Source organism: Limnohabitans sp. TEGF003 (genome assembly GCF_055395455.1).
The window spans coordinates 869319-890788 of the sequence record NZ_AP029225.1; the positions used below are offsets into that span (position 1 = coordinate 869319).

Sequence of the window (21470 nt, forward strand, 5' to 3'; positions counted from 1 at the left end):
TTACATTTGCGCCCCCGGATCGCCGAAAATCAGGCTTGTTGTTCTTTACCAAGAGTCGATCATGAATGTGGGCCTTCTCAAGCGCTGGCAACGCCGGGTTTTGTTTGTCGTGCTCGGGGTGGCGGTGCTCTGGGCGGTCAGTTGGGCGGCACTGCCGGCACTGGTTCAGTGGCAAATCGAAAAGCAGGGCACTGCGGCGCTGGGGCGTGTGGTCACAGTCGACCAAGTGGTTTTTCGGCCTTGGTCCATGCGTTTGATTCTGCGTGGTGTGCGCGTGGCACCCGCCGAGGCTAAAGACCCGGTTTCGCAAGCCCAGTTGGGTGTCGACGAGGTCGAAGTCAACGCCTCTTTGCAGTCCCTGTTTTTATGGGCGCCCGTGGCTGACGCTGTGCTGGTGCGCAATCCGCAGCTGCAGCTGACGCACTTCGGGCAAGGCCGTTTTGACATCGACGATGTTCTGGCACGTTTCGCGTCTGGGGATTCCAAGGGGTCGGGTGTTCCCCGTTTGTCCCTGTTCAACATTCAAATCCTTGGCGGTGGCGTTCAGTTTCGGGATGAACCCAAATCGGTCACCCACACGCTGAGCGATGTGCGTCTGGACATCCCTTTTTTGAGCAACATTGGCGGTCGACGCGAGGTCGCCACCCATCCGAGGCTGGCCTTCCAGTTCAATGGCTCCAGCTTTGACTCCGATGCAGAAACCACCCCGTTTGCATCGGACCGACGCACACAAGCACGCTTTCAGATCAAAGGGCTCGATGTCAAACCCTACCTGCCTTATTGGCCTGCAGCCTGGCCTGTTCGATTGGCAGACGGGCAGCTGGACATGGACATTCGCCTTGATTTCCGGCAACACACCTCGCCCGAATTGTCGGTCTCGGGTCATCTGGGTTTGCAGGGGCTGAAACTCCATGAGAAGCTGAACCGCACCGATGTGCCTTTGTTGCAGCTGGGTGGCCTGGACTTGAAGATCGATGCCTGGCACCCTTTGGATGGCGTGTTCAAACTCGGTACCTTGAGTCTGGACAGGCCGGTGGTGCACTTGCGGCGTCACGCGGATGGGGCATTGAACTGGGTCCGTTTGCAGCGCACTTTCCTGCCGCAGACACCCCAGGCTCAGACGCCGCCAAGCCAAGCGGCTGATACAGCGACGGCCAAGGGCAGTGACTTCGCTCTCAAGCGGCTTCAAATCAGAGCAGGGCAGCTGCATTGGCAGGACGCTACAGTGGCCATGCCTGCCAGTCTGGCACTGTCGGAGCTGTCGGTCGAAGGGCAGGACTTCAGTTGGCCAAGCCGGCAAGCGGCATCCTTTCGTGGGCAAGCCCTTTTGCAGGGGGCGAAGGTGTCATGGGAAGGGACGACCGACCTGCGCAGTGCTCAGACGCGCATGACGTGGCGCGATGTTCCGCTCAAAACCATAGCGCCCTATTGGGCCGCACGGTTTCGCCCGGGCCTGAACGGCCAATCTTCTGCGCAGCTCAGTCTGGACTGGCGCGCTGCAGCAGGCACCACGCCATCTTCCTTGGTGTTCAAGGCGCCACAGATCCACATGACCGATGTCTTGCTGGGCACGCCTGAGCAGCCCGAGGCCGGATGGGCAGAGCTGGCCATTGAGCAGCTTGACGTGGATATTTTCAGACAGCAGGCCAGTGTGGGGCGGGTAGCCTGGCGCCGACCCCTGCTGAATGTCAGCCGTAACCCCCAGGGGCGCTGGATGGTCGAGGACTGGCGAATTGCCCCCCCTGTTGCTGAGCCCGCAGAGGTGCCCGCCAAGCCCTGGCAATTGGCGATGGGGCCAATGCAGATCACCGGTGGTGTATTGAACCTGGACGACCGATTTGTGCCCGGGGGTGCCAAGGTGGATGCGCGGGACTTTAACCTCAGCATTGGCGCTTGGCAGCCTTTGTCGGCATCGCCGCAAATGACCACGGTCAAAGGCGATTTCATCACCGGGGCGCAGCGCCGCGAGCCGGGCAAACTGGGTTTTGAAGGGGCGTTCCGCTTGCCCTCTGCGGCAGACGGACAGGCTAAGGCCACACCCTTGGAAGTCCAAGGTCGTTTGCAACTGAGCCGTTTCCCCTTGCACAGACTGCGCGGCTATTGGGCAGACCGGGTCAACTTCGATTTGCGAAGGGCGGAGTTGAGTTACTCAGGCGGCCTGGATCTGACCATGCCCGATGCGGGGCTGGGCCTGAATGCGCGGGGTCATCTCTCGGTTGACAACCTCCGGGCGCTGAACCGATCGGACGGAGAGCCTTTGCTGGACACCCAGACCCTGAGTTTGCGCGGGCTTGAGCTGAGGGTGGACGCGGGTGCAATGACGCGTTTGAAAATTGCAGAGACAGCCTTGAGCGATTTCTTTGCGCGCGTGGCCATCGATCCTCAGGGCCAGCTCAATTTGCAACACCTGATCAAGGCCGAGCCTTCCTCCTCGTCCGCCCCCTCAGCCTCTTCGCAACCACCCGTTGCACCGGCCTTGATCGAATTGGGACCCATTGGGGTGGTCAAGGGTCGGGTTTTGTTTTCGGACCAGTTCATTCGGCCCAACTACTCGGCGGACATCACCGAGCTGGCGGGCAGTTTGGGAGCCTTGTCCAGCCAGGCGAGTGGGGCCGATACGGCCTTGGCCGACCTGAGCTTGCGTGGGCGCGTGGCGGGCTCTGGGAGCTTGGAGATCTCGGGTCGCATCAACCCCCTCACGCGGCCTGTGGCGCTGGACGTGCGCGGGCAGGTGCGCGATCTGGAGTTGCCACAACTCTCGCCTTACAGCAGCAAATATGCGGGTTATGGCATTGAACGGGGCAAGCTCTCGGCCGAGGTCAATTACCGGATTGGTGCAGATGGCCAGCTGCAGGCGACGCATCAGATTGTTCTGAACCAGTTGCGCTTTGGCGAGCGCTCGGACAGTGCGGATGCCCCTAATTTGCCAGTCAAGCTGGCGGTCGCTCTGCTGGCCGACCGCAATGGGGTGATTGACATCAACTTGCCGGTCAGTGGTTCCCTCAACGACCCAGACTTTCGGGTGGGGCCCATCGTCTGGAAAATGGTCCTCAACCTGATTGGCAAAGCCATCGTCTCGCCTTTCAGTCTGATTTCGGGGGCTTTCTCGGGGGAAGAGCAGCTGCAGCAAATCGAGTTCGCGCCGGGCAGTGCCCATCTCGATGCGGCGTCCCGCCAAAAGCTGGAGACCGTGGCCCGGATGGTGATCGACAAACCGGCTTTGCGCCTGACCTTGACGGGCGAAGCGGCTATGGAGAGCGAGCGCGATGCCTGGCGCAGAGCCCAGCTGCGCGAGGCGGTCATGGCTGAAAAACGCCGACGCCAGCCCCGTGACGCGCAGGCCTCGGTCCCTGTGCTGCAAGTGAACCCAGAGGAATACCCCGCTTTGCTCCAGTCGGTGTACCGCCGCTCGCCGATCCCCAAGCCCCGCAATGTGCTCGGCTTGGTCAAGGACATGCCACCCGCCGACATGGAAGCTTTGCTGCTGGCGGCGATGGCCGTGGATGAAACGGACATGCGTGAACTGGCCCAAGCCCGGGCCCAAGCGGTGCGCGAGGTCTTGCTGGGTCTGAATGTGCCGGCAGCCCAGTTGTTTCTGGGTGCGCCAGTGGTGGCCAAGGCCAGCTCCGCATCGGCGTTTGTGCCCAAAGTGCTTTTGGCGGTGTCTACCGATTGAGGCTGCTGCCCTGCGAGCCCTCTGTGGCCTGGGCAGCGGGCCGAAGCGAGCGTCTAAGATACCGGCATGAAAAACCGCCAAATCGCCTCCTTTTCGGTCAGCGCCATCGGCTTGGGCTGCATGAACCTCAGCCATGCTTACGGGGCACCTGTCTCGGCCCAACAGGGCGAGCGTGTGCTGCTCACCGCCCTGGACCAGGGCGTGACTTTTTTCGACACCGCCGCCTTGTATGGTTTTGGAGCCAACGAGACGCTGGTCGGCCAGGTGCTCAAACCGCACCGTCAGAAATTCACCTTGGCCAGCAAATGCGGCATGCAAGGCGTTGAGCAAAGCGACGGCAGCAAAGTGCGCGTGATTGATGGCCGACCTGAGACGATCAAAAAGACCTGCGAAGACGCGCTGCGTCGCCTGCAGACCGATGTGATCGATCTGTATTACCTGCACCGCTGGGACAAAAAAGTGCCGATCGAAGACAGTGTGGGTGCTTTGAGTGACTTGGTGCGCCAAGGCAAGATCCAGACCATTGGTCTGTCCGAGGTGTCGGCCACCACCTTGCGCAAAGCGCATGCCGTGCACCCGATTGCGGCGCTGCAAACCGAGTATTCGCTGTGGACCCGCAACCCCGAGATCGCGGTGCTGCAAGCGTGTCGCGAACTGGGTGTGGCCTTTGTGGCCTTCAGCCCAGTGGCGCGAGGCTTTTTGTGTGGCCCGCTCGACATTGCGGGTTTGGATGCCAAAGACATCCGCCGCACCATGCCCCGCTTTGCACCCGACAACTACGCCGCCAACCTGAAGCTGCTGCCCGCCTACAACGCGCTGGCACAAGAAGCCGGTTGCAGCCCCTCGCAACTGGCGCTGGCCTGGCTGCTGCACCAAGGCGAGGACATCATCCCGATTCCCGGCACCACCTCGGTGGACCATCTGCTCGACGATCTGGCGGCAGTGGATGTACAGCTCGACGCCGGTCTGCTGGCACGGCTTGACGCCCTGATCAACCAGCGCACCGTGGCAGGAGACCGCTACAACGCGCAGGCCAACAGCGAGGTGGATACCGAGGTGTTTGGCTGATTGATCTGTCGTCCTTGGCTTGAGCAGAGGAGCCGTTTGAGCTGTCATCCTCGGGCTTCCCCCGAGGATCCATGTCTTGATCACTGACCAAGCAATTGGCTGGTTTGGGTGTGAGGGGGTGTTTAAGCCTGGGAGCGGAACTTGGGTGTGGCGGGCTTGTAGGCAGCTAACGGCCAGAAGCTGCCATCAGCAGAACTTTGATCAACGGCCGCTCAGGGTCCAATCGCAATCCTCGGCTGCGATCAGCGTCCAGATCGTCGGCGTCCCAGGGGGCGATATTGCGGATGAAGTCGACGCGTGGCTCTTCCTCGAACCAGCAGCGTGCCTTCACAGCAGCCCATTGCCTGCGCGTGTGCAAGTATCTCCGTCCTCAATCGCCCTGCGGCTTACCGCCGAATTTCAAGACGAAGCTGCCGGCCACCACGGTCAGTGCCAACAGGCAACCGAGATAGGGCATCACGCTTTGCAGAGGGGCTCCCATTTGATTCAGGCGCAATGCAGCCTGCACTCCAGACGTTGTCGGTATCAACCACCGCAGATACTGCAACGGGAGCGGCAACGCTTCTGGCGGCCAGGAAAATCCGGCAAGAAACACCATCGGCAATGTCGAAAAAAGCAGGACTTGAAGGACCCGTTCGCGATCTCTACACCACAGGCCCACAAGTGACCCCAGCGTCACGATGGCCGACACGTACAGGACCAGGAAAACCAGGGAGCCAGCCACGTTGTTAGCGCGAGGGTAACCGTAGAGCCAAAAGACCCATCCGAAATAGAACAGGCCAGACACCAATCCCGGCAACAGGAATGCCAGCCAGCGCCCGATCCAGGCCATTGGACTGGCATAAGCCGCGCCTCGTTCGACCCAGGTCGCCACCAGCATACCCACGCCCATCAGGAGGGTCTGGTGCATGATGAACAAGGCAACGGCAGGAACAATGAAGCTGCTATAGCCTTCTGTAGGGTTGAACAGCGCCATGGCCCGGAAATCCACGGGAGTGCGGCTCTCGCCGGCTTGGCGGGGACTCTGTCCTTTGGCCTCTCGCTGCCTGATCTCAACACCTGCCGAGGCTGCGCCCACGGCCTCAGAAAAGCCGTACTGAACTGCCTTGCTGATGAGGGGATAGGCCCCGTTCGAGACCACGGTCACCATAGCGGGCATTCCCCTGGCAACATGGGCTTTCAGGTCGTCGGGCAGGACCAGATAGCCATCAATCTCACCACGACTCATGGCGGCTTGCGCGGCTCGCTCATCCGCCCCCACTGCCTTGACCTCGATGCGAGGATTGGCAAGTGCCAGACGATGAATCGAGCGTGAAAGCGCCGAGTGATCCTGGTCGACAACCGCCACCGGGATCCGGGTCACGACCTCCGGGCCAAAGAACCAGGGGTAGAAGAAAGCATAGAACAGGGGCGCAGCCACAAAGATCATCAATGCGCCCTTGTCGCGCAAGACGTCCCTCAGCGTTGCGACGAACCCTGACCTCAGCGAAGTGGGATGGTGCGAGGTCATGTCAACGCGCTCCCCAGGTCGATGGCTTGTCGCGAGCCTGGACCAAGCCCAAGGCCGCCAGCCCGAGCAACCCTAGGGTGGCCAGCAGGAATACAGCAGGTGTGGCGGCACTCGCGCCGAAGGTTAAGCCCATCAGCAATTGCTCGGTCTGCAATCGGATGTAGTGGGTGAACGGCATGGAGGTCGCCCACATCCGAGCACTGTCAGGCATCGCACTCAGCGGGAAACTCATACCGCTGAACGCGAATGCCGGGGCGGTCAAAAGCCCCGTGACGGACAACGCAGTGCGCAAGGACTTGGTCAGAGTGGCCGCCGCTGCACCCGCGGCCAGCGATAGCGCCATCAGTAAGGTCATGGCCAAGCAGATCCAGAGAAGGCTCCCAGGGATGTCCCAGCCACGCCCGGTCGTGATGTACCAGAGCGCCGCGGCGCCCACGCTGGTCAGGGTCACCCAGGGAATCGCCAGCTTGCCCAGCAAGGCTGCTCCGACGGCCCGCGGCCCCTCGTGCTGCAGCCACTGCCCCAGCGTCCTGTCCCTGAATTCACGGCCGACCGCCCAAGCCCCAGCCGTCATCGCGAGGATGTGAAGGATGGCGGGGATCGCGGCGGCAGTCAGGTACTTTTCGTAGTTGCCAGACCCGTTGAACAGTGCGATCGATTGGATTTGGATCGGGTTAAAGCTGACCTTGGCCTGTTGGGCCGATTCACCTCGCTTGTTTCGAGCAGACATTTCGATGCCGGCGGCCAGGGTCCCAACCACCGTGCGTACATCCCGCTGCAGCAGACTCGAATGCGTGGCGAACTGAGCGTTGTGACGCAGAATGACCTCCGTCTTTATCCCGCGCTTGATGTCTCTCTCGAAGTCCCTGGGGATGTTGATCATCCCGTAGACCCGCACCTCTCTTAGGGCAAGTTGGGCCGTGGACTCGCTGTCGAATTCGTCCACCACTTGCATGCCAGGCGAGGCGTTGAGCATGCGGACCAGTTGTCGCGATAGCGCGGAATGGTCTTCATCCATCACGCCAACAGGTAGGTTCCTGGGGATGGCGCTGGAGAATATCCAAACGACCAACACCACGGCCAATACAGGCACCCAAGTCACCATCGCCAAGTCCCAGGGACTTTGACCAAGGCGACGGGCCTCCCGCCTAGTGCTGTTGAAGAAGTGGCGCATGGTCAATTCACTCGACCAGCACGGACATGCCTGGGCGAACGCCCTCGATCATTTGGGTCGGACGGGCACGCACCTCGAAGGTCTTGATGTCAAAGCCCTGATCGGACCTGGTGGCACGCCACGTGGCGAAATCAGGCAGGACTGCTGCCCGGTAGACCTTGAAGCGAACCTTACGGCCTTTCAGGGCAGGCAAGGTGGCATCGAATTCTTTGCCGACGGCGAACTTGTCGAGTTTGTCTTCGCGCACGTTGAGCACCACCCACTGATCTGCCATGTTGGCAACCGTGACCACGGGGACGCCTTGGGGCGAAATTTCACCCACGCGCCCCAGCACCTTGACGACTTCGCCGGCCACTGGGCTCTTGAGTTCCGTCTCGGCCTTGGCCGCCTGGACTTCAGCTACGACTCCAGCCAATTGACGCGCCTGTGCGGCGGCAGCTTGCTTGTCCTCGGCACGGGCCCCGGCGCGAGCCATCTCGTATTGGGCCTGTGCAGCCAGGGCTTGATCGCGGGCTGTCTTGAAATTGGCTTCGGCCTCGTCGCGCTTTTGCGCAGCGATCAAGCCGTCCCTGGCCAATCCTTCGATCCGCTTGAACGACGCCTGTGCCAGGTCCGCCGCCGCCAATGCGCGCTGCCAGTTCAGACGGGCGATTTCCACCTCCTGGGGGCGGGCGCCATTTTGTGCCTTGGCCGCGGTGGCCTGCGCAGCCTCCTGGGCCGCAGTGGCCTGCGCCAGTTTTGCGGTCACCTCAGGACTGTCCAGGCGAATCAGCGGCGAGCCGACCGTGATGACATCCCCTTCCTTGACCAAGATGTCCGCGATCCGGGCACTGACCTTGGAAGCGACGTCTACTTCCTGAACCTCCATTTGCCCCTGGAACGCCTCGGCGCCAGGCTGTTGGGCCTTCCATAGGCCCACGCTGAGAACGGTGACTGCGCCGATGATGGCCAGAGTGATGGGTAGTTTCTTGTTCATCTCATTGCACTTTCAGATCGGCACGAGCCATGTAACTGCCGAATTGATCGGACAGGCCAGACACTTCAAGGAGATCGGCGAGCGCCTTGACATAGTCGTAAGCCGCTTGCGCCTGTTCCGTTTTGGCTTTGGCCAGGTTCACTTCGGCGTCGATCAGTTCCAGCGTGGAGTTGGTACCCGCCTTCTGGCCCTTGGTCTTGAGTTGGAGGACTGCATTGGCCAACTCCAGACTCGGGGTCAGCGCAAGGAACTGGCGCCGGGTTTGGTCGACGGCCATCCAACGTTTCTCGACCAGCAAGGCAATGTCATTTCGGGCTTGCTTGTCCTGGCTGTCCGCCATCTCGATGAGCCGGTGAGAGGCTTCGCTCATTAAGGAGCGGTCCACGCCACCCCACAACCTCCAGCTGACCCCGACGCCCACAACCCAATTGGCCTGGTCCGAGGAGCGCAGTTGGCGTTGGCCAAAGGCGAACACCGCAGGCTTCTTCTGAGACTCTTCCAGCGCATGAATTTGCTCGGCTTCACGCTTCTTGGCAGCCACCTTGGCCAATCCCGGGTGACGTTCCAGGGCCGCGTCAGTGAAGTAGCCGAGCGGCTCGATCGGCGAACTGATCACGAACAGCGGGCTCATCGGTTGAATCCGCTCAGCGTTGCGAAGGGTTCTGGCCAACGCCGTCGACGCCAACTCAGCGTCATCCCGGGCCTTCAGGGCGTTACGCTTGGCATCCTCCATCGCTGCGCGAGCCTGGAGTCGCTCGACCTGTGCGACAAGGCCTGCTTCCAGCATTCGCTGCGTGGCGGCGTCATGCTCCAGGACGGTCCGGTAGGCCACTTCACGCAATCCGGCGGCGCGTTCAGCCAGTTGGGCGCCGAAGTAGCGCTGCACGAACTCATTGAACACTTCCTGTTGTACCTGGCGGCCGTCTGCCCGGGCCTCTTCGGTTTTGGCTTGCAAGGCCTGTTTGATTGCCGTGGTGGCGCCACCGGTGTAGATCGGCAATATGGCCGAGACGGATGAGGTATTGCCACTGCGCTGCGTGCTCAGATCGAGGCTGTTCGGAAGTGGCGGCAAGTGTGCCAAACCGGTAGCCAGCGGCGCCGGCAACGCTGCAATCGACGAACCGATCGTGTGCGTCAGGGGGGTCAGATCAATGCCCTGTACGGCGCCCTGGAAGCGGAAAGCCGCAGCTCCTGCGGTCACCACGGGACCACCCAGATGCCGAGTGGCCTGCTCTTTTAATTGTGCGCTCTCAACAGAAAAGCGAGTCATTGCCAGGCGATCTGAATTGGCTTGCAGTCGATGGGCGGCTTCTTCGAAGTTGAGAGCTTCGGCATGTGTCAGCGTGGGAAGGCAAGCTGCCACCCCCATCAAGGCACTGAGTGTCAGCCTGGCAAGCAATCGATTTTGTTGATTCAACATGGCATTCTCTAGTTCGGTACCAATTGGTACCATAATCAAAATTCTACGCCGATTTTCGGTACTGTCAAGTACCGAGCATGAGATACTCGAACCATGAGCCGACCACAGATCCCTGACGATGAACACCGCACCCGGTTGCTGGAGGGAATGGCACGCGCGGTCACTGCTCACGGGTACGCGCAACTCACGACTTCAGACATCGTTCGCGAGGCGAATGTGTCCAAGAGGACCTTCTACCAATACTTCAAGGACAAGACCGACTGCCTGATCGCGCTGTTCAACCACTCTGCGCAAAAGATCGAGGCCACGCTGCGTGCCAGCATCGATCCCAAGCGAGATTGGAGTTCGCAGATTGATCTGACCATCAGGCTCTATCTGGAGACCTTGGCCGCCAATCCCTTGCTACTGCGCGCGTTGTTTGTGGAGATCCTTGCGCTTGGACCTGCTGGGCTGGTCGCCAGGCGCTTGGCAATGGAAAGACTAGCGGGGGTACTTCTGGCGGCCGCCGCCAACCATCGCTCAACTCCGATCCCGCAATGGCTGGCCACTGGGCTGATTGGTGGAATCAACGAAATGGTGCTGCAGCACATCGAGCAAGACCAGATTGCCCATTTGCCCCGATTGAGCAACCAAGCCGCCGCATTCATGAAAAACGCACTCCAAACCCGTGTGATGGAACCGACCTAGCGCGTCGATGGTCAGTCTGCAGGCGTCCATCGACACGCTTTCTCCATTTGAAGGCATCTGAAAATTTCAGGCTGAACCGCGGCCCGCGTGCGTCGGTGGCTCAACCAACGGAATCCGCTTTCGTTGAAGTGAATGCCTTCAAGGCCTTGTCGGTCTGAAGCTTTGTTTGCTCGATCAGATACTCCAGAAAAACCCGTGTCCGGTCGGGAATGAACTTACGGCTCGGCAATGCCGCATACAAGGCCAGCCGCCCTGTGATCCAGGGAGAGAGCACCCGAACCAAAGTGCCTTGTGAGAGGTAAGGTGCCGCGATATCCAAGGGCAAAGACATGATGCCGGCGCCATCAAGCGCAGCGCGCAACAGCGTGTCCATGTGGTTGGACAACAAAACAGGCTGAACTTCCACATCCTGCCATTGTTCTTCTCGTTGAGGACTCCACAAACGCCAAACGCGTGGTCGGGTTTGGGGCGATTTCAATCTCAGGCAATCATGGTGCGCCAGCTCCGCTGGCCTGCGTGGCTCCCCACGGCGCTGCAGGTAAGCCGGCGAAGCGACCAGGAAAGCTTCTGACTCGATGACCTTGCGCGCCACGATGTCAGCGTCGAAGTTGTCATCGGTGCCGAGCAAGGTGATGTCGAAGTCCTCAATGGCTGGCTCGGTCACGGGCGACACATGCAGCTCGATCCGCACCGCAGGGTACTGGCTGCGAAAGCGGCCCAGCAAAGGCGCGACAACATAGGTGGCCAGCAGGGGCGGCGCTTGGATTCGCAGTACGCCGGCCATCTCGGTGGTGTGCGAACTCGCCATCGCATCGGCATCATCGATGTCCTGCAGGATGTGGCGTATGCGGCTGAGGTATTGCTGGCCAGCCTCGGTGAGTGAGAGGCGCCGAGTGGAGCGCTGCAACAGCCTCGTGCCCAAGTGTTCTTCCAGGTCGGCTACGAGCCGGGTGACCACGGGGGCCGACATGTCCAGCGCCCGCGCTGCAGCGGCAAAGCCGCCCTCGTCCACCACGCTCTCAAAAACACGCATCGACTGCAGTCGGTCCATCCAGCGCTCCTTACAGGCTCTTCAAGAGCTTGCATTATTTCTCTTTTGGAAATGACCCAATGTTTTATTGGCTGTTTTTCCCTCGAATCAGAAATTTTAAAGTTCATCCCATCGATGCAGTGCTTTCCACACGAAGGTCCATCGACCCGGCCAGAAGCTCTGTCATGTTGACAGATCGGCCGTTTCTTGAAACCGAAAGGAAACCGATCATGAACCGCTATACCCTCTCCGCCCTGACCCTTGCCGTGGCAGCCCTGTCCGCTGGCCATGCCCTGGCCTTTGATGCTTCGGCCCCCAAAACCCGCGAACAGGTCAAGGCTGAATTGGCCGAAGCCATCCGCACCGGCGACATCGTGGTCGACCAAGAGAGCGGCAAGAAAGCCAATGAACTTTTCCCTGGCCGCTACGCGGCCAAACCGGTCGTCGAAGCTAAGACCCGCGAGCAAGTCAAAGCCGAGCTGGCCGAAGCCATCCGCACCGGCGACATCGTGATCGACCAAGAGAGCGGCAAGAAAGCCAATGAACTTTTCCCTGGCCGCTACCCGGCCAAACCGGTGGCCCAGGGCAAGACACGCGAACAGGTCAAGATCGAACTGGCCGAAGCCATCCGCACCGGCCAAATGCCGGTCATCACCTACTGAACTGACCACTGCCATCGGGCAGCATGACTTCGGTGTGAATGCACGCAGTCCACGCCGGGGTCATTGAAATCAGTGAATTCGGCGCTCAGCGCCGCGTTCACTGGAGCCGGGCAAGCCGCATAGATGGTTCGGGATGATGCTAGATCGCTGAGATGCAGCCACATGGCCATGTCGTGCTGGGCGCGCCGATGCACGAGTTCGGCCTGCCTGCATACCTGCTTTGGCATCTCCGGGGAAATCTAGGACTTTTGCAGGTCCGCTGATTTGCGGCCGAACGCCTGTTCTGAACTTCGCTATTAACCAGGAGCGGAAGTTCATTGTGGGTTCGTCGACGACCGCATCGGGTCGTGTCCAGACCATCGCAGCGTAGTGATGAACGTCGCCTAACGCTGCAAAGTAGCCCCCTAAGGTCAGCCCTTTCACCAATTCCAGAGCGTCCCATCGTGCTGCAGCCGGTTCACCGGCAAATAAGCCCTTTGGTACGGGTACTTGGCAGCCAGCTTCTCGTCGATGTCCACGCCGTGACCGGGGGACTCGCCGCAATACATCATGCCGCGCTCGAAGTGCCAGTCGTGCGGGAAGACCGAGAGCATTTCCTCGCTGTGCGGCATGTATTCCTGCACGCCAAAGTTGGGCACCCAGGTGTCAAAGTGCAGGGCGGCGCCCATGCACACGGGTGACAGGTCGGTGGCGCCGTGGCAGCCGGTGCGCACCTGGTACAGGCTGGCCAGGTCGGCGATGCGCCGCAAGTGCGTGATGCCGCCTGCATGGACGACGGTGGTGCGGATGTAGTCGATCAGCTGTTTTTCGATCAGTGTCTTGCAGTCCCAGATGCTGTTGAAAATCTCGCCCACCGCAATCGGCGTGGTGGTGTGGTGGCGTATCCACTGGAACGCTTCCTGGTTTTCAGCCGGGGTCGGGTCTTCCATCCAGAACATGCGCACGGGTTCCAGCGCCTTGCCCAGCTGGCCAGCCTCGATGGGCGTCAGGCGGTGGTGCACGTCGTGCAGCAAATGGATGTCGGGGCCCACGGCCTCGCGCACGGCTTCGAACAGGCCGGGCGTGTGGCGCAAATACTTTTCGGTGCTCCAGTCGTGTTCGCTGGGCAGATTGCCGTCGGCGGGTTCGTACATGCGGTTAGCGCCACTGACCCCATAGACCTTGTTCAGGCCCGGCACGCCGCTTTGGGCACGGATGGCCAAGTAGCCTTCTTCTTTGTGGCGCAAGACTTCATCGACCGTTTCGGCGGTGTCACGCCCATTGGCATGGCCGTAGACCATCACCCCGGTGCGGCTGCGTCCGCCCAGCAGTTGGTACAGCGGCATGTTGGCCATCTTGGCCTTGATGTCCCACAGCGCGGTGTCCACGGCGGCAATCGCGCTCATGGTCACCGGGCCGCGTCGCCAGTAGGCGCCTTTGTAGAGGTATTGCCAGATGTCTTCGATCTGCTGCGGGTCGCGCCCGATCAGGCAGGGGATGACATGGTCTTGGAGGTAGCTGACCACGGCCAGCTCGCGCCCGTTCAGTGTGCCGTCGCCGACGCCAGTGACGCCTTGATCGGTTTCGATTTTGAGGGTGACGAAGTTGCGGCCGGGGCTGCAGACGATGACGCGGGCGGCGGTGATTTTCATGTCAGTACAGTGGGTACAAAGCTACAAAATGTCGGACCTGAAGGTGCCGACCTACCGGGATGCCGCAACGGGTTGTCATGTGTTTGTGGCCAGCAGTTGTTGGACCGCAGCGTCCACGCCGTGCTGCAGAACTTGCTGGTGCCAATGCGTCACGCGGGCGATCCATGCGGTGTTGTGCGGCAAAGTTGTGCCCCACAGGTCTTCTCGGGCCAGCAAGGCGCGCACGCAGGCTTCGGGCTCGGTGCGTTGTGCGGCGCCCAAGGCCATCAGGCTGTGTGCTTGCGGGTCGTTCAGGGCGTAGGCTTGACCTTTTTCGTCCACGCCCAGGGTGTAGCGCACGAACACGGCTGCAGCCAGCGCATGGTGCTCAAACGAAGCACCTTGGGTGATCTGCCCCAGCACCGAGGGTGGCCAACGTTGCGGGATTTTTTGCGAGCTGTCGGTAGCGATCTGGTGCACGCTGTGCTTCAGATACGGGTTGCCAAAACGTGCGATCAGTGCGTCGCGATAGTCGGCCCAATCCGTGCGACTCAGGTGTGGCGCGACTTCGCGACTCATCAGCTGATGAACGAAGGTACGGATGTGGGGCATACCGATACAGCTGGCAATGTAAGGCCTGCCTGTGACCGCACCCATGAGCGCCATGGCCGTATGGCTGCCATTGAGCATGCGCAGCTTGGCTTCTTCGTAGCTGTGCACATCGTTCGTCACGCGCACGCCCGCAGATTGCAGCAAGGCCGCGTCTGCCGGGTCGGCGAAGCGGTTTTCGATCACCCATTCCCAAAAACCTTCGGTGCTCAGAGCGCATTGGTCTGGCGCGCCCAGCGCCTCTTGTGCAGCGGCCAGCACTTCGGCCGTGGCGGCCGGAACGATGCGGTCGACCATGCTGCACGGAAAAGCGCATTGCGCATCGAGCCAGCGCAGCAGTTCACCGTCATGTGTTGTGGCAGCGGTTTTGACCAGCACCTGCAGCTTGTGGCCATTGCCTTGCAGGTTGTCGCATGAGGCAATGGTGATGCCGGGCAAGCCTGCCTGCTGGCGCAGGCGCAAACCGTCCAGTAACAGCTGACCCAAGGCCGGGGTGTAGCCTTTTTCGGTGACGGTGAGGGTGACCCAGCGTGTGGTGGGCGCCGCGATGGCCTGCACCACGGCATCGCGCTCGGTAATGGCTACGCTCATGCGCCACAGCGCGCCGGGCACTTGCCATGTCACGCCCTGACCATCGGCCACGCGCACGGCGTACAGGCCGTCTTGTGCGCGCAACTGGTCCACCAGATCAGGCCGCGTCATGCCCACGCCGTGGATGCCCCAGCGTGTGTCGCCAGCGGTCAGCAACCGGTCAAATACCATGGCCTGGTGGGCGCGGTGAAAAGCACCCAGGCCCAGATGCACCACGCTCGGGGCATGGGCTTTGCGCTTGTACGCCGGGGTTTGAACAGAGGCGGGCAGGGCCATGAGCGTGGAGGCGGACAGTTTCATGGGGTCAAACGAGTGGGTGATTGGGGCTTGACAGCGATGCGTGGTGGTGAGGCGGATGAATTTGAGTTGTCATGCCGGACTTGATCCGGCATCCATGATTGCGGAAGGCATGGACCCCGGATCAAGTCCGGGGTGACATTCATGGGGTCCGGGGTGACAGTTGTTAAGCCAGTCCGGGGTGACAGTTGTTGGGTCAAGTCCGGGGCGACGTTTGGAGTTTTTTCTCGGATGCTTCGATCTCGGCCCAGGTGGTGTCATCGATCCAGATGCCGGATTTTTCGCGCTCGGCGCGGGCGGTGCGTTCAGGTTCACCCGCCATCTTGACGCCGTCACTGCCCGGCGCATCGGGGCTCTGGTGCAGCCAGTCGGCAAAGGCCAGCGCTTCTTGTTCAAACATGCTTTGTGTCCCCACACGAACCGGGTCGATCAACAGGGTCAGCATGCCGTTGAGCACGGCGCGTTGGTGGTCGGCTTCGCGGTGCCAGGTGCCGCTGCCTGTGAGTGCGCCGCCCAACAATTCGCAGGCCACGGCCATGCCAAAGCCTTTGTGGTCGCCAAAGGTCATGAGTGCGCCAAACAAGCCGTTGGACTGCGGCACCACCACCACGCCGGGGTTGGTGGTGGGGTGGCCGTGTTCATCGATCAGGTAACCCGGTGGCACCTGTTCCCCCTTGTTGTGCGCCACGCGCATCTTGCCTTGGGCCACGCGGCTGGTGGCAAAGTCCAGCACAAAGGGGGCGCGGTTGCCCATGGGCACGCCGATGCAGCAGGGGTTGGTGCCAAAGCGCCCGTCGCCACCACCAAAAGGCGCGACCACAGGGCGCGAGAGCACGTTCACAAAATGCACCGACACCAGGCCTTGCGCCACGGCCATTTCGGCGAAGTGGCCGATGCGACCCAGGTGGTGCGAGCGGCTCAGGGCCACGGTGCACACGCCGTGCTGTTTGGCGCGTTCAATGCCCATGTGCATGGCTTGCACACCGGTGATCTGGCCGTAGCCGCGCTGGCCGTCCAGGTTGAGCAATGGACCGGTGTCGAGCAGCACCTTCACGCCCGTGTTGGGGCTCAGGCCGCCTTCGAGCACCGCATCCACATAGCGTGGCACCATGCCCACGCCGTGCGAGTCGTGCCCGCTCAGGTTGGCCATGACCAGGTTGTCGGCCACCTGCGCGGCTTCAGCCGGGGCGCTGCCCGCTTGTTCAATGATGTGGGCGACTTTGGTGCGCAGCGCTGCGGCTTGGATGCGTTGACTCATGATGGTCCTTATCGGTCATTGTTTGATTCTTGTCACCCCGGGCTTGACCCGGGGTCCATCTTTGGCAGGGGTCATGTTGTTGGTCCACATGGATCCCGGATCGAGTCCGGGATGACAAATGGGAGTCAGGGATCACAAGGGGATGGCTCACATCACCGCGCCCACTTGCCAAGGCACAAATTCGTTTTGGCCGTAGCCGTGGCGCTCGCTCTTGGTGGGCTCGCCTGAGGCGGCAGCCAACATCATCTCGAAGATGCGTTGCCCCATTTCGGCGATGCTCACCCCGCCGTCCACGATCTCACCGCAGTTCAGGTCCATGTCCTCTTCCTGTTTTTTCCACAGCGCGGTGTTGGTCGAGAACTTGAGGCTGGGCGAGGGTGCGCAGCCGTAGGCACTGCCACGCCCGGTGGTGAAGCAGATCAGGTTCGCCCCGCCCGCGACCTGGCCCGTGGCACTCACCGGGTCGTAGCCGGGGGTGTCCATGTAGACAAAGCCTTTGGCGGTGACCGGCTCAGCGTATTCGTAGACCGCCTGCAGGTTGCTGGTGCCGCCCTTGGCCACTGCGCCGAGGGATTTTTCGAGGATGGTGGTCAGGCCGCCCGCCTTGTTGCCGGGCGAGGGGTTGTTGTTCATCTCCCCGCCGTTGATGGCGGTGTAGTTTTCCCACCATTTGATGCGCTCGATCAGTTTGTGCGCCACCTCGGGCTTGACCGCACGGCGCGTGAGCAAATGCTCTGCGCCATAAATCTCGGGTGTTTCGCTCAGGATCGCGGTGCCGCCATGCTGCACCAGCAGGTCGACCGCCACGCCCAGCGCAGGGTTGGCGCTGATGCCCGAATAACCGTCCGAGCCGCCGCACTGCAGGCCCACGGTGATGTGCTCGGCGCTGCAAGGCTCGCGGCTGATGGCGTTGGCGCGGGGCAGCATTTCTTCAATCAGCTGGATGCCTTTTTCCACCGTCAGGCGTGTGCCGCCTGTGTCCTGGATGTTGAAGACCTTGAGCGTGTCGCCCTCGCGCAGGCTGCTGTGCGCCAGCCAGGTGTTGAGTTGGTTGGCTTCGCAGCCCAGACCGACGACGACCACGCCCCAGAAGTTGGCGTGGGTGGCATAGCCGGCCAGTGTGCGTTCGAGCAGCTGGATGCCCAAGCCCTCGGTGTCCATGCCGCAGCCCGTGCCGTGCGTCAAGGCGACCACGCCGTCCACATTCGGAAACTTGGCGAGTGCAGCCGGGTTGTTGCGTTTGGAGAAATGGTCGGCAATGGCGCGTGCGGCGGTGGCCGAGCAGTTCACGCTGGAGAGCACGCCGATGTAGTTGCGCGTGGCCACATGACCATCCGAGCGTTTGTAGCCCATGAAGGTGGCCTGTTTACGGGAGGGCTCGGGTTTCACGTCTTGGCCGATGGCGTAGTCGCGCTCGAAGTTGCCTTTTTCCGGGCCCATGTTCAGGTTGTGTGTGTGCACATGCTCGCCCGGCGCGATGGGCTGGTGCGCAAAGCCAATGATCTGGTTGTAGCGACGCACCGGCTCGCCCACGGCGATGGCCCGGGTGGCCACCTTGTGGCCTGGGGGGATCAGGCCGCGCACGGGCACGCCCTCGACGGCGCTACCGCTCATGAGTTGGCTGCGCGCGATGACCACGTCATCGGCAGGGTGCAAACGGATGAAGAGATTGGACATGGTTTGAATCGGTTGGGGACGGAGCCGAAGATCTGTTCCGCGAGGTTAATAAAACTGTTTAGGCAGCCACAGCACCAGGCTGGGCACATAAGTGATCACGACCAGGCTGCCCAGCAGCGGGAACAGCCAGGGCAGGATGGCCATGGTGGTGCGCTCGACGCTGAGTCTGGCCACACGGGCGAGCACAAAGAGCACCATGCCCATGGGGGGATGCAGCAGACCGATCATCAGGTTGAGCACCATGACCAGACCGAAGTGCACCAGGTCAATGCCCAGTTGCTGGCAAATCGGCACGAGGATCGGCACCAAGATGGTGATGGCGGCGGTGGGCTCCAGGAAGCAGCCGACAAACAGCATCAACAAGTTGGCCAGCAGCAAGAAGACCCAAGGCTCTTGTGTGAAGCCCAGCACCCAGCTGGAGATGGCGGTGGTCACACCTGTGGCGGTGAGCATCCAGCCAAAAATGCTGGCTGCAGCCACGATGAACAGCACCGTGGCGGTGGTCTCGACCGTGTCCAGGCAGATCTTCACGAACATCTTGAAGTTGAGCGTGCGGTACCAGAAAAAACCCAGCGCAATGGCCCAGACGCAAGCGGCAATCGCGCCCTCGGTCGGTGTGAACACGCCCGTGGTCATGCCGCCGATCAGCAACACTGGGGTCATGATGGGCAACACGGCTTGAAAGCTGAAAAATTTATCAGCGGCAAACAGCACAAACAAGGCTGCAAAGACGGTGAGTTGGGGTGGCGTACCCATGACGGTGACCAGCCACCAGATGGCCAGCGGCCAGCCGATGACCACTGCGGTTTCGGCCAGGGCCTTGATGACTTTGGGCCATTCGAATTTGACGTCAGCACCCCAGCCATTTTTGTGTGCGAAGTAGGCCACCGTCAGCATCATGAGCAGTCCCATCAGGATGCCGGGCAGGATGCCTGCGAGGAACAAGGCGCCCACCGACACGTTGGCCATCATGCCGTAGATCACAAAGGGCAGGCTGGGTGGAATGATGGGGCCGAGCGTGGCCGAAGCCGCGGTGACGCCCACTGCAAACTCGGTGCTGTAGCCATGGTCTTTCATGGCCTTGATCTCGATGGTGCCCAAGCCTGCCGCATCGGCAATGGCGGTGCCGCTCATGCCTGCGAAAACGACCGAGCCCACCACGTTGACATGACCCAGGCCGCCCTTGAGCCAGCCCACCAGGGCCAGTGCGTAGTTGTAAATGCGGTTGGTGATGCCCGCGTTGTTCATCAGGTTGCCGGCCAGGATGAAAAATGGCACGGCCAGCAGCGGAAAGCTGTCGATGCCCGAGACCATGCGGTGGATCACCACAAAGGGTGGTGAGCTTTGTGCAAACAGCAGGTAAATCAGCGAAGCCCCGGCCATGGCGATGGCCACCGGGATGCCGCCACTCATGAGGAACAGAAAAATGATTTTCAGCATGGAATAACTTTCAAGGGGGCAAGGGCTTGTTCAGCGGTCGGTGATGTCGGTCTCTGGGCGTTCCAACACGGTGTAGCCGCGCTGCCAGTGCACACGCGCCACCCAGATGGCTCGCAGGCACATGGCGGCAAAGCCGGCCATCACCACGCCATACACCAGGTTCATGGGCAAATCGATGATGGTCATCTTGTAGCTGCCGAGCTTTTCCATCATTTGGCCCGTGAGGAAAGTGGCAGCGGCAAAAAAGGCCACACGCATCACATCGACCAGGGTGGCCATCGTGCGGGACAACCAACGGGGCATGAAGCGGAAGAAAAAGTCCACCTGGATGTGGTTGTTCTTGGCCACGCCAATCGTGGCACCCGTGAAGACCACCGCGATCAGCAAATAGCGGGCGATTTCTTCAGTCCACGAGGCCGAGTCGTTGAGGACGTAGCGGGTCACGAATTGGTAAAACACGGTGATGCCCAGCGCCCAGAAAAAGGCGAGGGCCACCCAGGCTTCGATCGGCGTGCCGGACAAATCGACCTCGTCATCGGTGGCGTGAAACTGGCCGTCGTCGCCCATGACTTTGGGCATCGCGTCCAGATCGGGCAGGTGGGATTGGGTGCTCATGGGGTGGGCTCTGAAAATGACAAAGGATGTGCGCGGGTCACACAGGGCGATAACCCCCTGGGTTTAGCTTGTGACGCGCGGGTGCTGGGTGGTTGGCTCAAGAAGGCAGTGCGCCATGGCCGAGACCGACCATGGCGCGCAGGACTCGCTTATTTGGCGGCCTGGATCTTGTCGTAGTCAGCCCGTGTGAAGCCCAGGGACTCCAGTGGCTTGTTTTTCATGACCGCATCCACAAAGCTCTTGCGGTCCACCTCGACAATTTGCAGGCCTTTTTTCTTGAACTCGGCCACCAGTTCGGCTTCACGCTTTTTGATTTGCGCGGTCGAGCGCACAGCCGCTTCTTGCATCACCTCGGTGAACATTTTCTTCTCAGCGTCGCTGAGCTTGTTCCAAAGGTGTGGCGCCACTTGGGTGGTCAGGCCGTCCACGATGTGGCCGGTGAGCATGATGGCCTTTTGCACCTCAAAGAACTTTTTGGCTTCGATGGTGGTCAAAGGGTTTTCTTGGGCTTCCACGGTGCCGTTTTGCAGGGCCAGGTACACCTCGGCAAAAGCAATGGGCGTGGGGTTGGCACCGCAGGCTTCAGGCGTGGCGCGGTAGGCTGGCACGTCGGGCACGCGGATCTTCAAGCCTTTCATGGCCGCGCAGTTGGGGATGGGCTTTTGTGCCGTGGTGTGGCGCGCACCGTAATAGGTGTAGGCCGTGACCTGGATGCCGGTCTTGGCGCGGAATTCGTTGACCATTTCCTGGAACACGGGGCTCTTGGAATAGGCAATCAGGTGGTCGCCATCGCGGAAGATGAAGGGGTAATACGCAATGCCAAAGCGAGGATACGTGCGAGCCGCGAATGATGGGCCGCTGATGATGATGTCCACCGTGCCCAAAGTCAGGCCTTGGTTGATATCGGTTTCTTTGCCCAAAGTGGAAGCGGGGAAGACCTGGATGTCGAACTTGCCATTGCTGCGCTTTTTGATTTCTTCAGCAGCCCAGACCGAGTCGGTGTGGTACGGCTCGGAGGTTTCGTAGGCATGGGCCCACTTGAGTTTTTGCTGGGCTTGGGCACCTGCGCTCATCAGCAAGGTGCCCATGGCCATCACGCCCAATGCGCCCAGGGTCTTCAGTGCGAATCGTTTGCTCATCGTTGTCTCCTCGTTGGGTTTGGAAAAAGTT

16 protein-coding genes are annotated in these 21470 nt (G+C 61.0%); 4 read left to right on the forward strand and 12 right to left on the reverse strand.

Features of this window, described 5'->3' with window-relative positions:
- Positions 1-61 precede the first annotated feature (61 nt).
- Together ACZ5RT_RS04220 and ACZ5RT_RS04225 are read left to right on the forward strand one after the other, a co-directional pair.
- Entirely contained in the window at positions 62-3676 is a 3615-nt protein-coding gene (locus ACZ5RT_RS04220) for a DUF748 domain-containing protein (RefSeq protein WP_464453616.1), read from the forward strand.
- A 66-nt stretch (positions 3677-3742) separates the two neighbouring features.
- The gene (locus tag ACZ5RT_RS04225) at positions 3743-4744 is read left to right on the forward strand and encodes an aldo/keto reductase (protein ID WP_464453617.1); all 1002 of its coding nucleotides are present in this window, start codon (positions 3743-3745) and stop codon (positions 4742-4744) included.
- A 370-nt stretch (positions 4745-5114) separates the two neighbouring features.
- Here the strand turns inward: ACZ5RT_RS04225 and ACZ5RT_RS04230 are convergent, their stop codons facing one another.
- Genes ACZ5RT_RS04230 through ACZ5RT_RS04245 form a run of 4 tightly spaced genes read right to left on the reverse strand, consistent with a single transcriptional unit; the run spans position 5115 to position 9824 of the window.
- Positions 5115-6254 (reverse strand): ABC transporter permease, encoded by a 1140-nt coding sequence (locus ACZ5RT_RS04230; protein WP_464447237.1) that lies wholly within the window; start codon positions 6252-6254, stop codon positions 5115-5117.
- A 1-nt stretch (position 6255) separates the two neighbouring features.
- On the reverse strand, positions 6256-7428 hold the full coding sequence (locus ACZ5RT_RS04235) for an ABC transporter permease (protein ID WP_464452710.1): 1173 nt from the start codon (positions 7426-7428) through the stop codon (positions 6256-6258).
- Positions 7429-7435: 7 nt separating this feature from the next.
- A complete protein-coding gene (locus tag ACZ5RT_RS04240) occupies positions 7436-8404 on the reverse strand; it encodes an HlyD family secretion protein (protein WP_191819796.1) in 969 nt (322 codons plus the stop codon).
- 1 nt (position 8405) lies between these two features.
- On the reverse strand, positions 8406-9824 hold the full coding sequence (locus tag ACZ5RT_RS04245) for a TolC family protein (RefSeq protein ID WP_464452709.1): 1419 nt from the start codon (positions 9822-9824) through the stop codon (positions 8406-8408).
- A 93-nt stretch (positions 9825-9917) separates the two neighbouring features.
- On the opposite strand from ACZ5RT_RS04245, the gene ACZ5RT_RS04250 reads away from it, so the two are divergent.
- Positions 9918-10511 (forward strand): TetR/AcrR family transcriptional regulator, encoded by a 594-nt coding sequence (locus ACZ5RT_RS04250; RefSeq protein ID WP_066692010.1) that lies wholly within the window; start codon positions 9918-9920, stop codon positions 10509-10511.
- Between the two features lie 100 nt (positions 10512-10611).
- Here ACZ5RT_RS04250 and ACZ5RT_RS04255 read toward each other — a convergent pair whose 3' ends face one another.
- A complete protein-coding gene (locus tag ACZ5RT_RS04255) occupies positions 10612-11562 on the reverse strand; it encodes a LysR family transcriptional regulator (RefSeq protein ID WP_464452708.1) in 951 nt (316 codons plus the stop codon).
- A 209-nt stretch (positions 11563-11771) separates the two neighbouring features.
- Between ACZ5RT_RS04255 and ACZ5RT_RS04260 the strand changes: the two genes are divergently transcribed.
- Positions 11772-12203, forward strand: coding sequence for a DUF4148 domain-containing protein (locus tag ACZ5RT_RS04260; protein WP_374351360.1), 432 nt, complete (start codon positions 11772-11774; stop codon positions 12201-12203).
- 419 nt (positions 12204-12622) lie between these two features.
- On the opposite strand, the gene manD is transcribed toward ACZ5RT_RS04260, so the two are convergent.
- The 7 genes from manD to ACZ5RT_RS04295 all read right to left on the reverse strand — a co-directional run bounded on the left by manD (position 12623) and on the right by ACZ5RT_RS04295 (position 21439).
- Complete coding sequence (gene manD, locus ACZ5RT_RS04265) at positions 12623-13834, reverse strand: D-mannonate dehydratase ManD (protein WP_464453618.1); 1212 nt, start codon at positions 13832-13834, stop codon at positions 12623-12625.
- A 75-nt stretch (positions 13835-13909) separates the two neighbouring features.
- Positions 13910-15313, reverse strand: a complete 1404-nt coding sequence (locus ACZ5RT_RS04270) for a mannitol dehydrogenase family protein (protein WP_464453619.1) — start codon at positions 15311-15313, stop codon at positions 13910-13912.
- 193 nt (positions 15314-15506) lie between these two features.
- Positions 15507-16568, reverse strand: a complete 1062-nt coding sequence (locus tag ACZ5RT_RS04275) for a malate/lactate/ureidoglycolate dehydrogenase (RefSeq protein ID WP_464453620.1) — start codon at positions 16566-16568, stop codon at positions 15507-15509.
- A gap of 147 nt (positions 16569-16715) precedes the next feature.
- Positions 16716-18245: a UxaA family hydrolase gene (locus ACZ5RT_RS04280; protein ID WP_464453621.1), complete on the reverse strand. Its 1530-nt coding sequence runs from the start codon at positions 18243-18245 to the stop codon at positions 16716-16718.
- Between the two features lie 45 nt (positions 18246-18290).
- Complete coding sequence (locus ACZ5RT_RS04285; protein WP_422171106.1) at positions 18291-19685, reverse strand: TRAP transporter large permease; 1395 nt, start codon at positions 19683-19685, stop codon at positions 18291-18293.
- A gap of 30 nt (positions 19686-19715) precedes the next feature.
- Positions 19716-20300 (reverse strand): TRAP transporter small permease, encoded by a 585-nt coding sequence (locus tag ACZ5RT_RS04290; protein ID WP_416560210.1) that lies wholly within the window; start codon positions 20298-20300, stop codon positions 19716-19718.
- A gap of 149 nt (positions 20301-20449) precedes the next feature.
- Positions 20450-21439, reverse strand: a complete 990-nt coding sequence (locus tag ACZ5RT_RS04295; RefSeq protein WP_464453622.1) for a sialic acid TRAP transporter substrate-binding protein SiaP — start codon at positions 21437-21439, stop codon at positions 20450-20452.
- Positions 21440-21470: the final 31 nt, after the last annotated feature.

Coding starts and splice junctions, on each gene's coding strand:
- ACZ5RT_RS04285 (WP_422171106.1), bottom strand. CDS start 19,685: ATGCTGAAAATCATTTTTCTGTTCCTCATGAGTGGCGGCATCCCGGTG.
- ACZ5RT_RS04245 (WP_464452709.1), bottom strand. CDS start 9,824: ATGTTGAATCAACAAAATCGATTGCTTGCCAGGCTGACACTCAGTGCC.
- ACZ5RT_RS04235 (WP_464452710.1), bottom strand. CDS start 7,428: ATGCGCCACTTCTTCAACAGCACTAGGCGGGAGGCCCGTCGCCTTGGT.
- ACZ5RT_RS04295 (WP_464453622.1), bottom strand. CDS start 21,439: ATGAGCAAACGATTCGCACTGAAGACCCTGGGCGCATTGGGCGTGATG.
- ACZ5RT_RS04255 (WP_464452708.1), bottom strand. CDS start 11,562: ATGGACCGACTGCAGTCGATGCGTGTTTTTGAGAGCGTGGTGGACGAG.
- ACZ5RT_RS04260 (WP_374351360.1), top strand. CDS start 11,772: ATGAACCGCTATACCCTCTCCGCCCTGACCCTTGCCGTGGCAGCCCTG.
- ACZ5RT_RS04270 (WP_464453619.1), bottom strand. CDS start 15,313: ATGAAACTGTCCGCCTCCACGCTCATGGCCCTGCCCGCCTCTGTTCAA.
- ACZ5RT_RS04290 (WP_416560210.1), bottom strand. CDS start 20,300: ATGAGCACCCAATCCCACCTGCCCGATCTGGACGCGATGCCCAAAGTC.
- ACZ5RT_RS04225 (WP_464453617.1), top strand. CDS start 3,743: ATGAAAAACCGCCAAATCGCCTCCTTTTCGGTCAGCGCCATCGGCTTG.
- ACZ5RT_RS04275 (WP_464453620.1), bottom strand. CDS start 16,568: ATGAGTCAACGCATCCAAGCCGCAGCGCTGCGCACCAAAGTCGCCCAC.
- ACZ5RT_RS04220 (WP_464453616.1), top strand. CDS start 62: ATGAATGTGGGCCTTCTCAAGCGCTGGCAACGCCGGGTTTTGTTTGTC.
- manD (WP_464453618.1), bottom strand. CDS start 13,834: ATGAAAATCACCGCCGCCCGCGTCATCGTCTGCAGCCCCGGCCGCAAC.
- ACZ5RT_RS04250 (WP_066692010.1), top strand. CDS start 9,918: ATGAGCCGACCACAGATCCCTGACGATGAACACCGCACCCGGTTGCTG.
- ACZ5RT_RS04230 (WP_464447237.1), bottom strand. CDS start 6,254: ATGACCTCGCACCATCCCACTTCGCTGAGGTCAGGGTTCGTCGCAACG.
- ACZ5RT_RS04240 (WP_191819796.1), bottom strand. CDS start 8,404: ATGAACAAGAAACTACCCATCACTCTGGCCATCATCGGCGCAGTCACC.
- ACZ5RT_RS04280 (WP_464453621.1), bottom strand. CDS start 18,245: ATGTCCAATCTCTTCATCCGTTTGCACCCTGCCGATGACGTGGTCATC.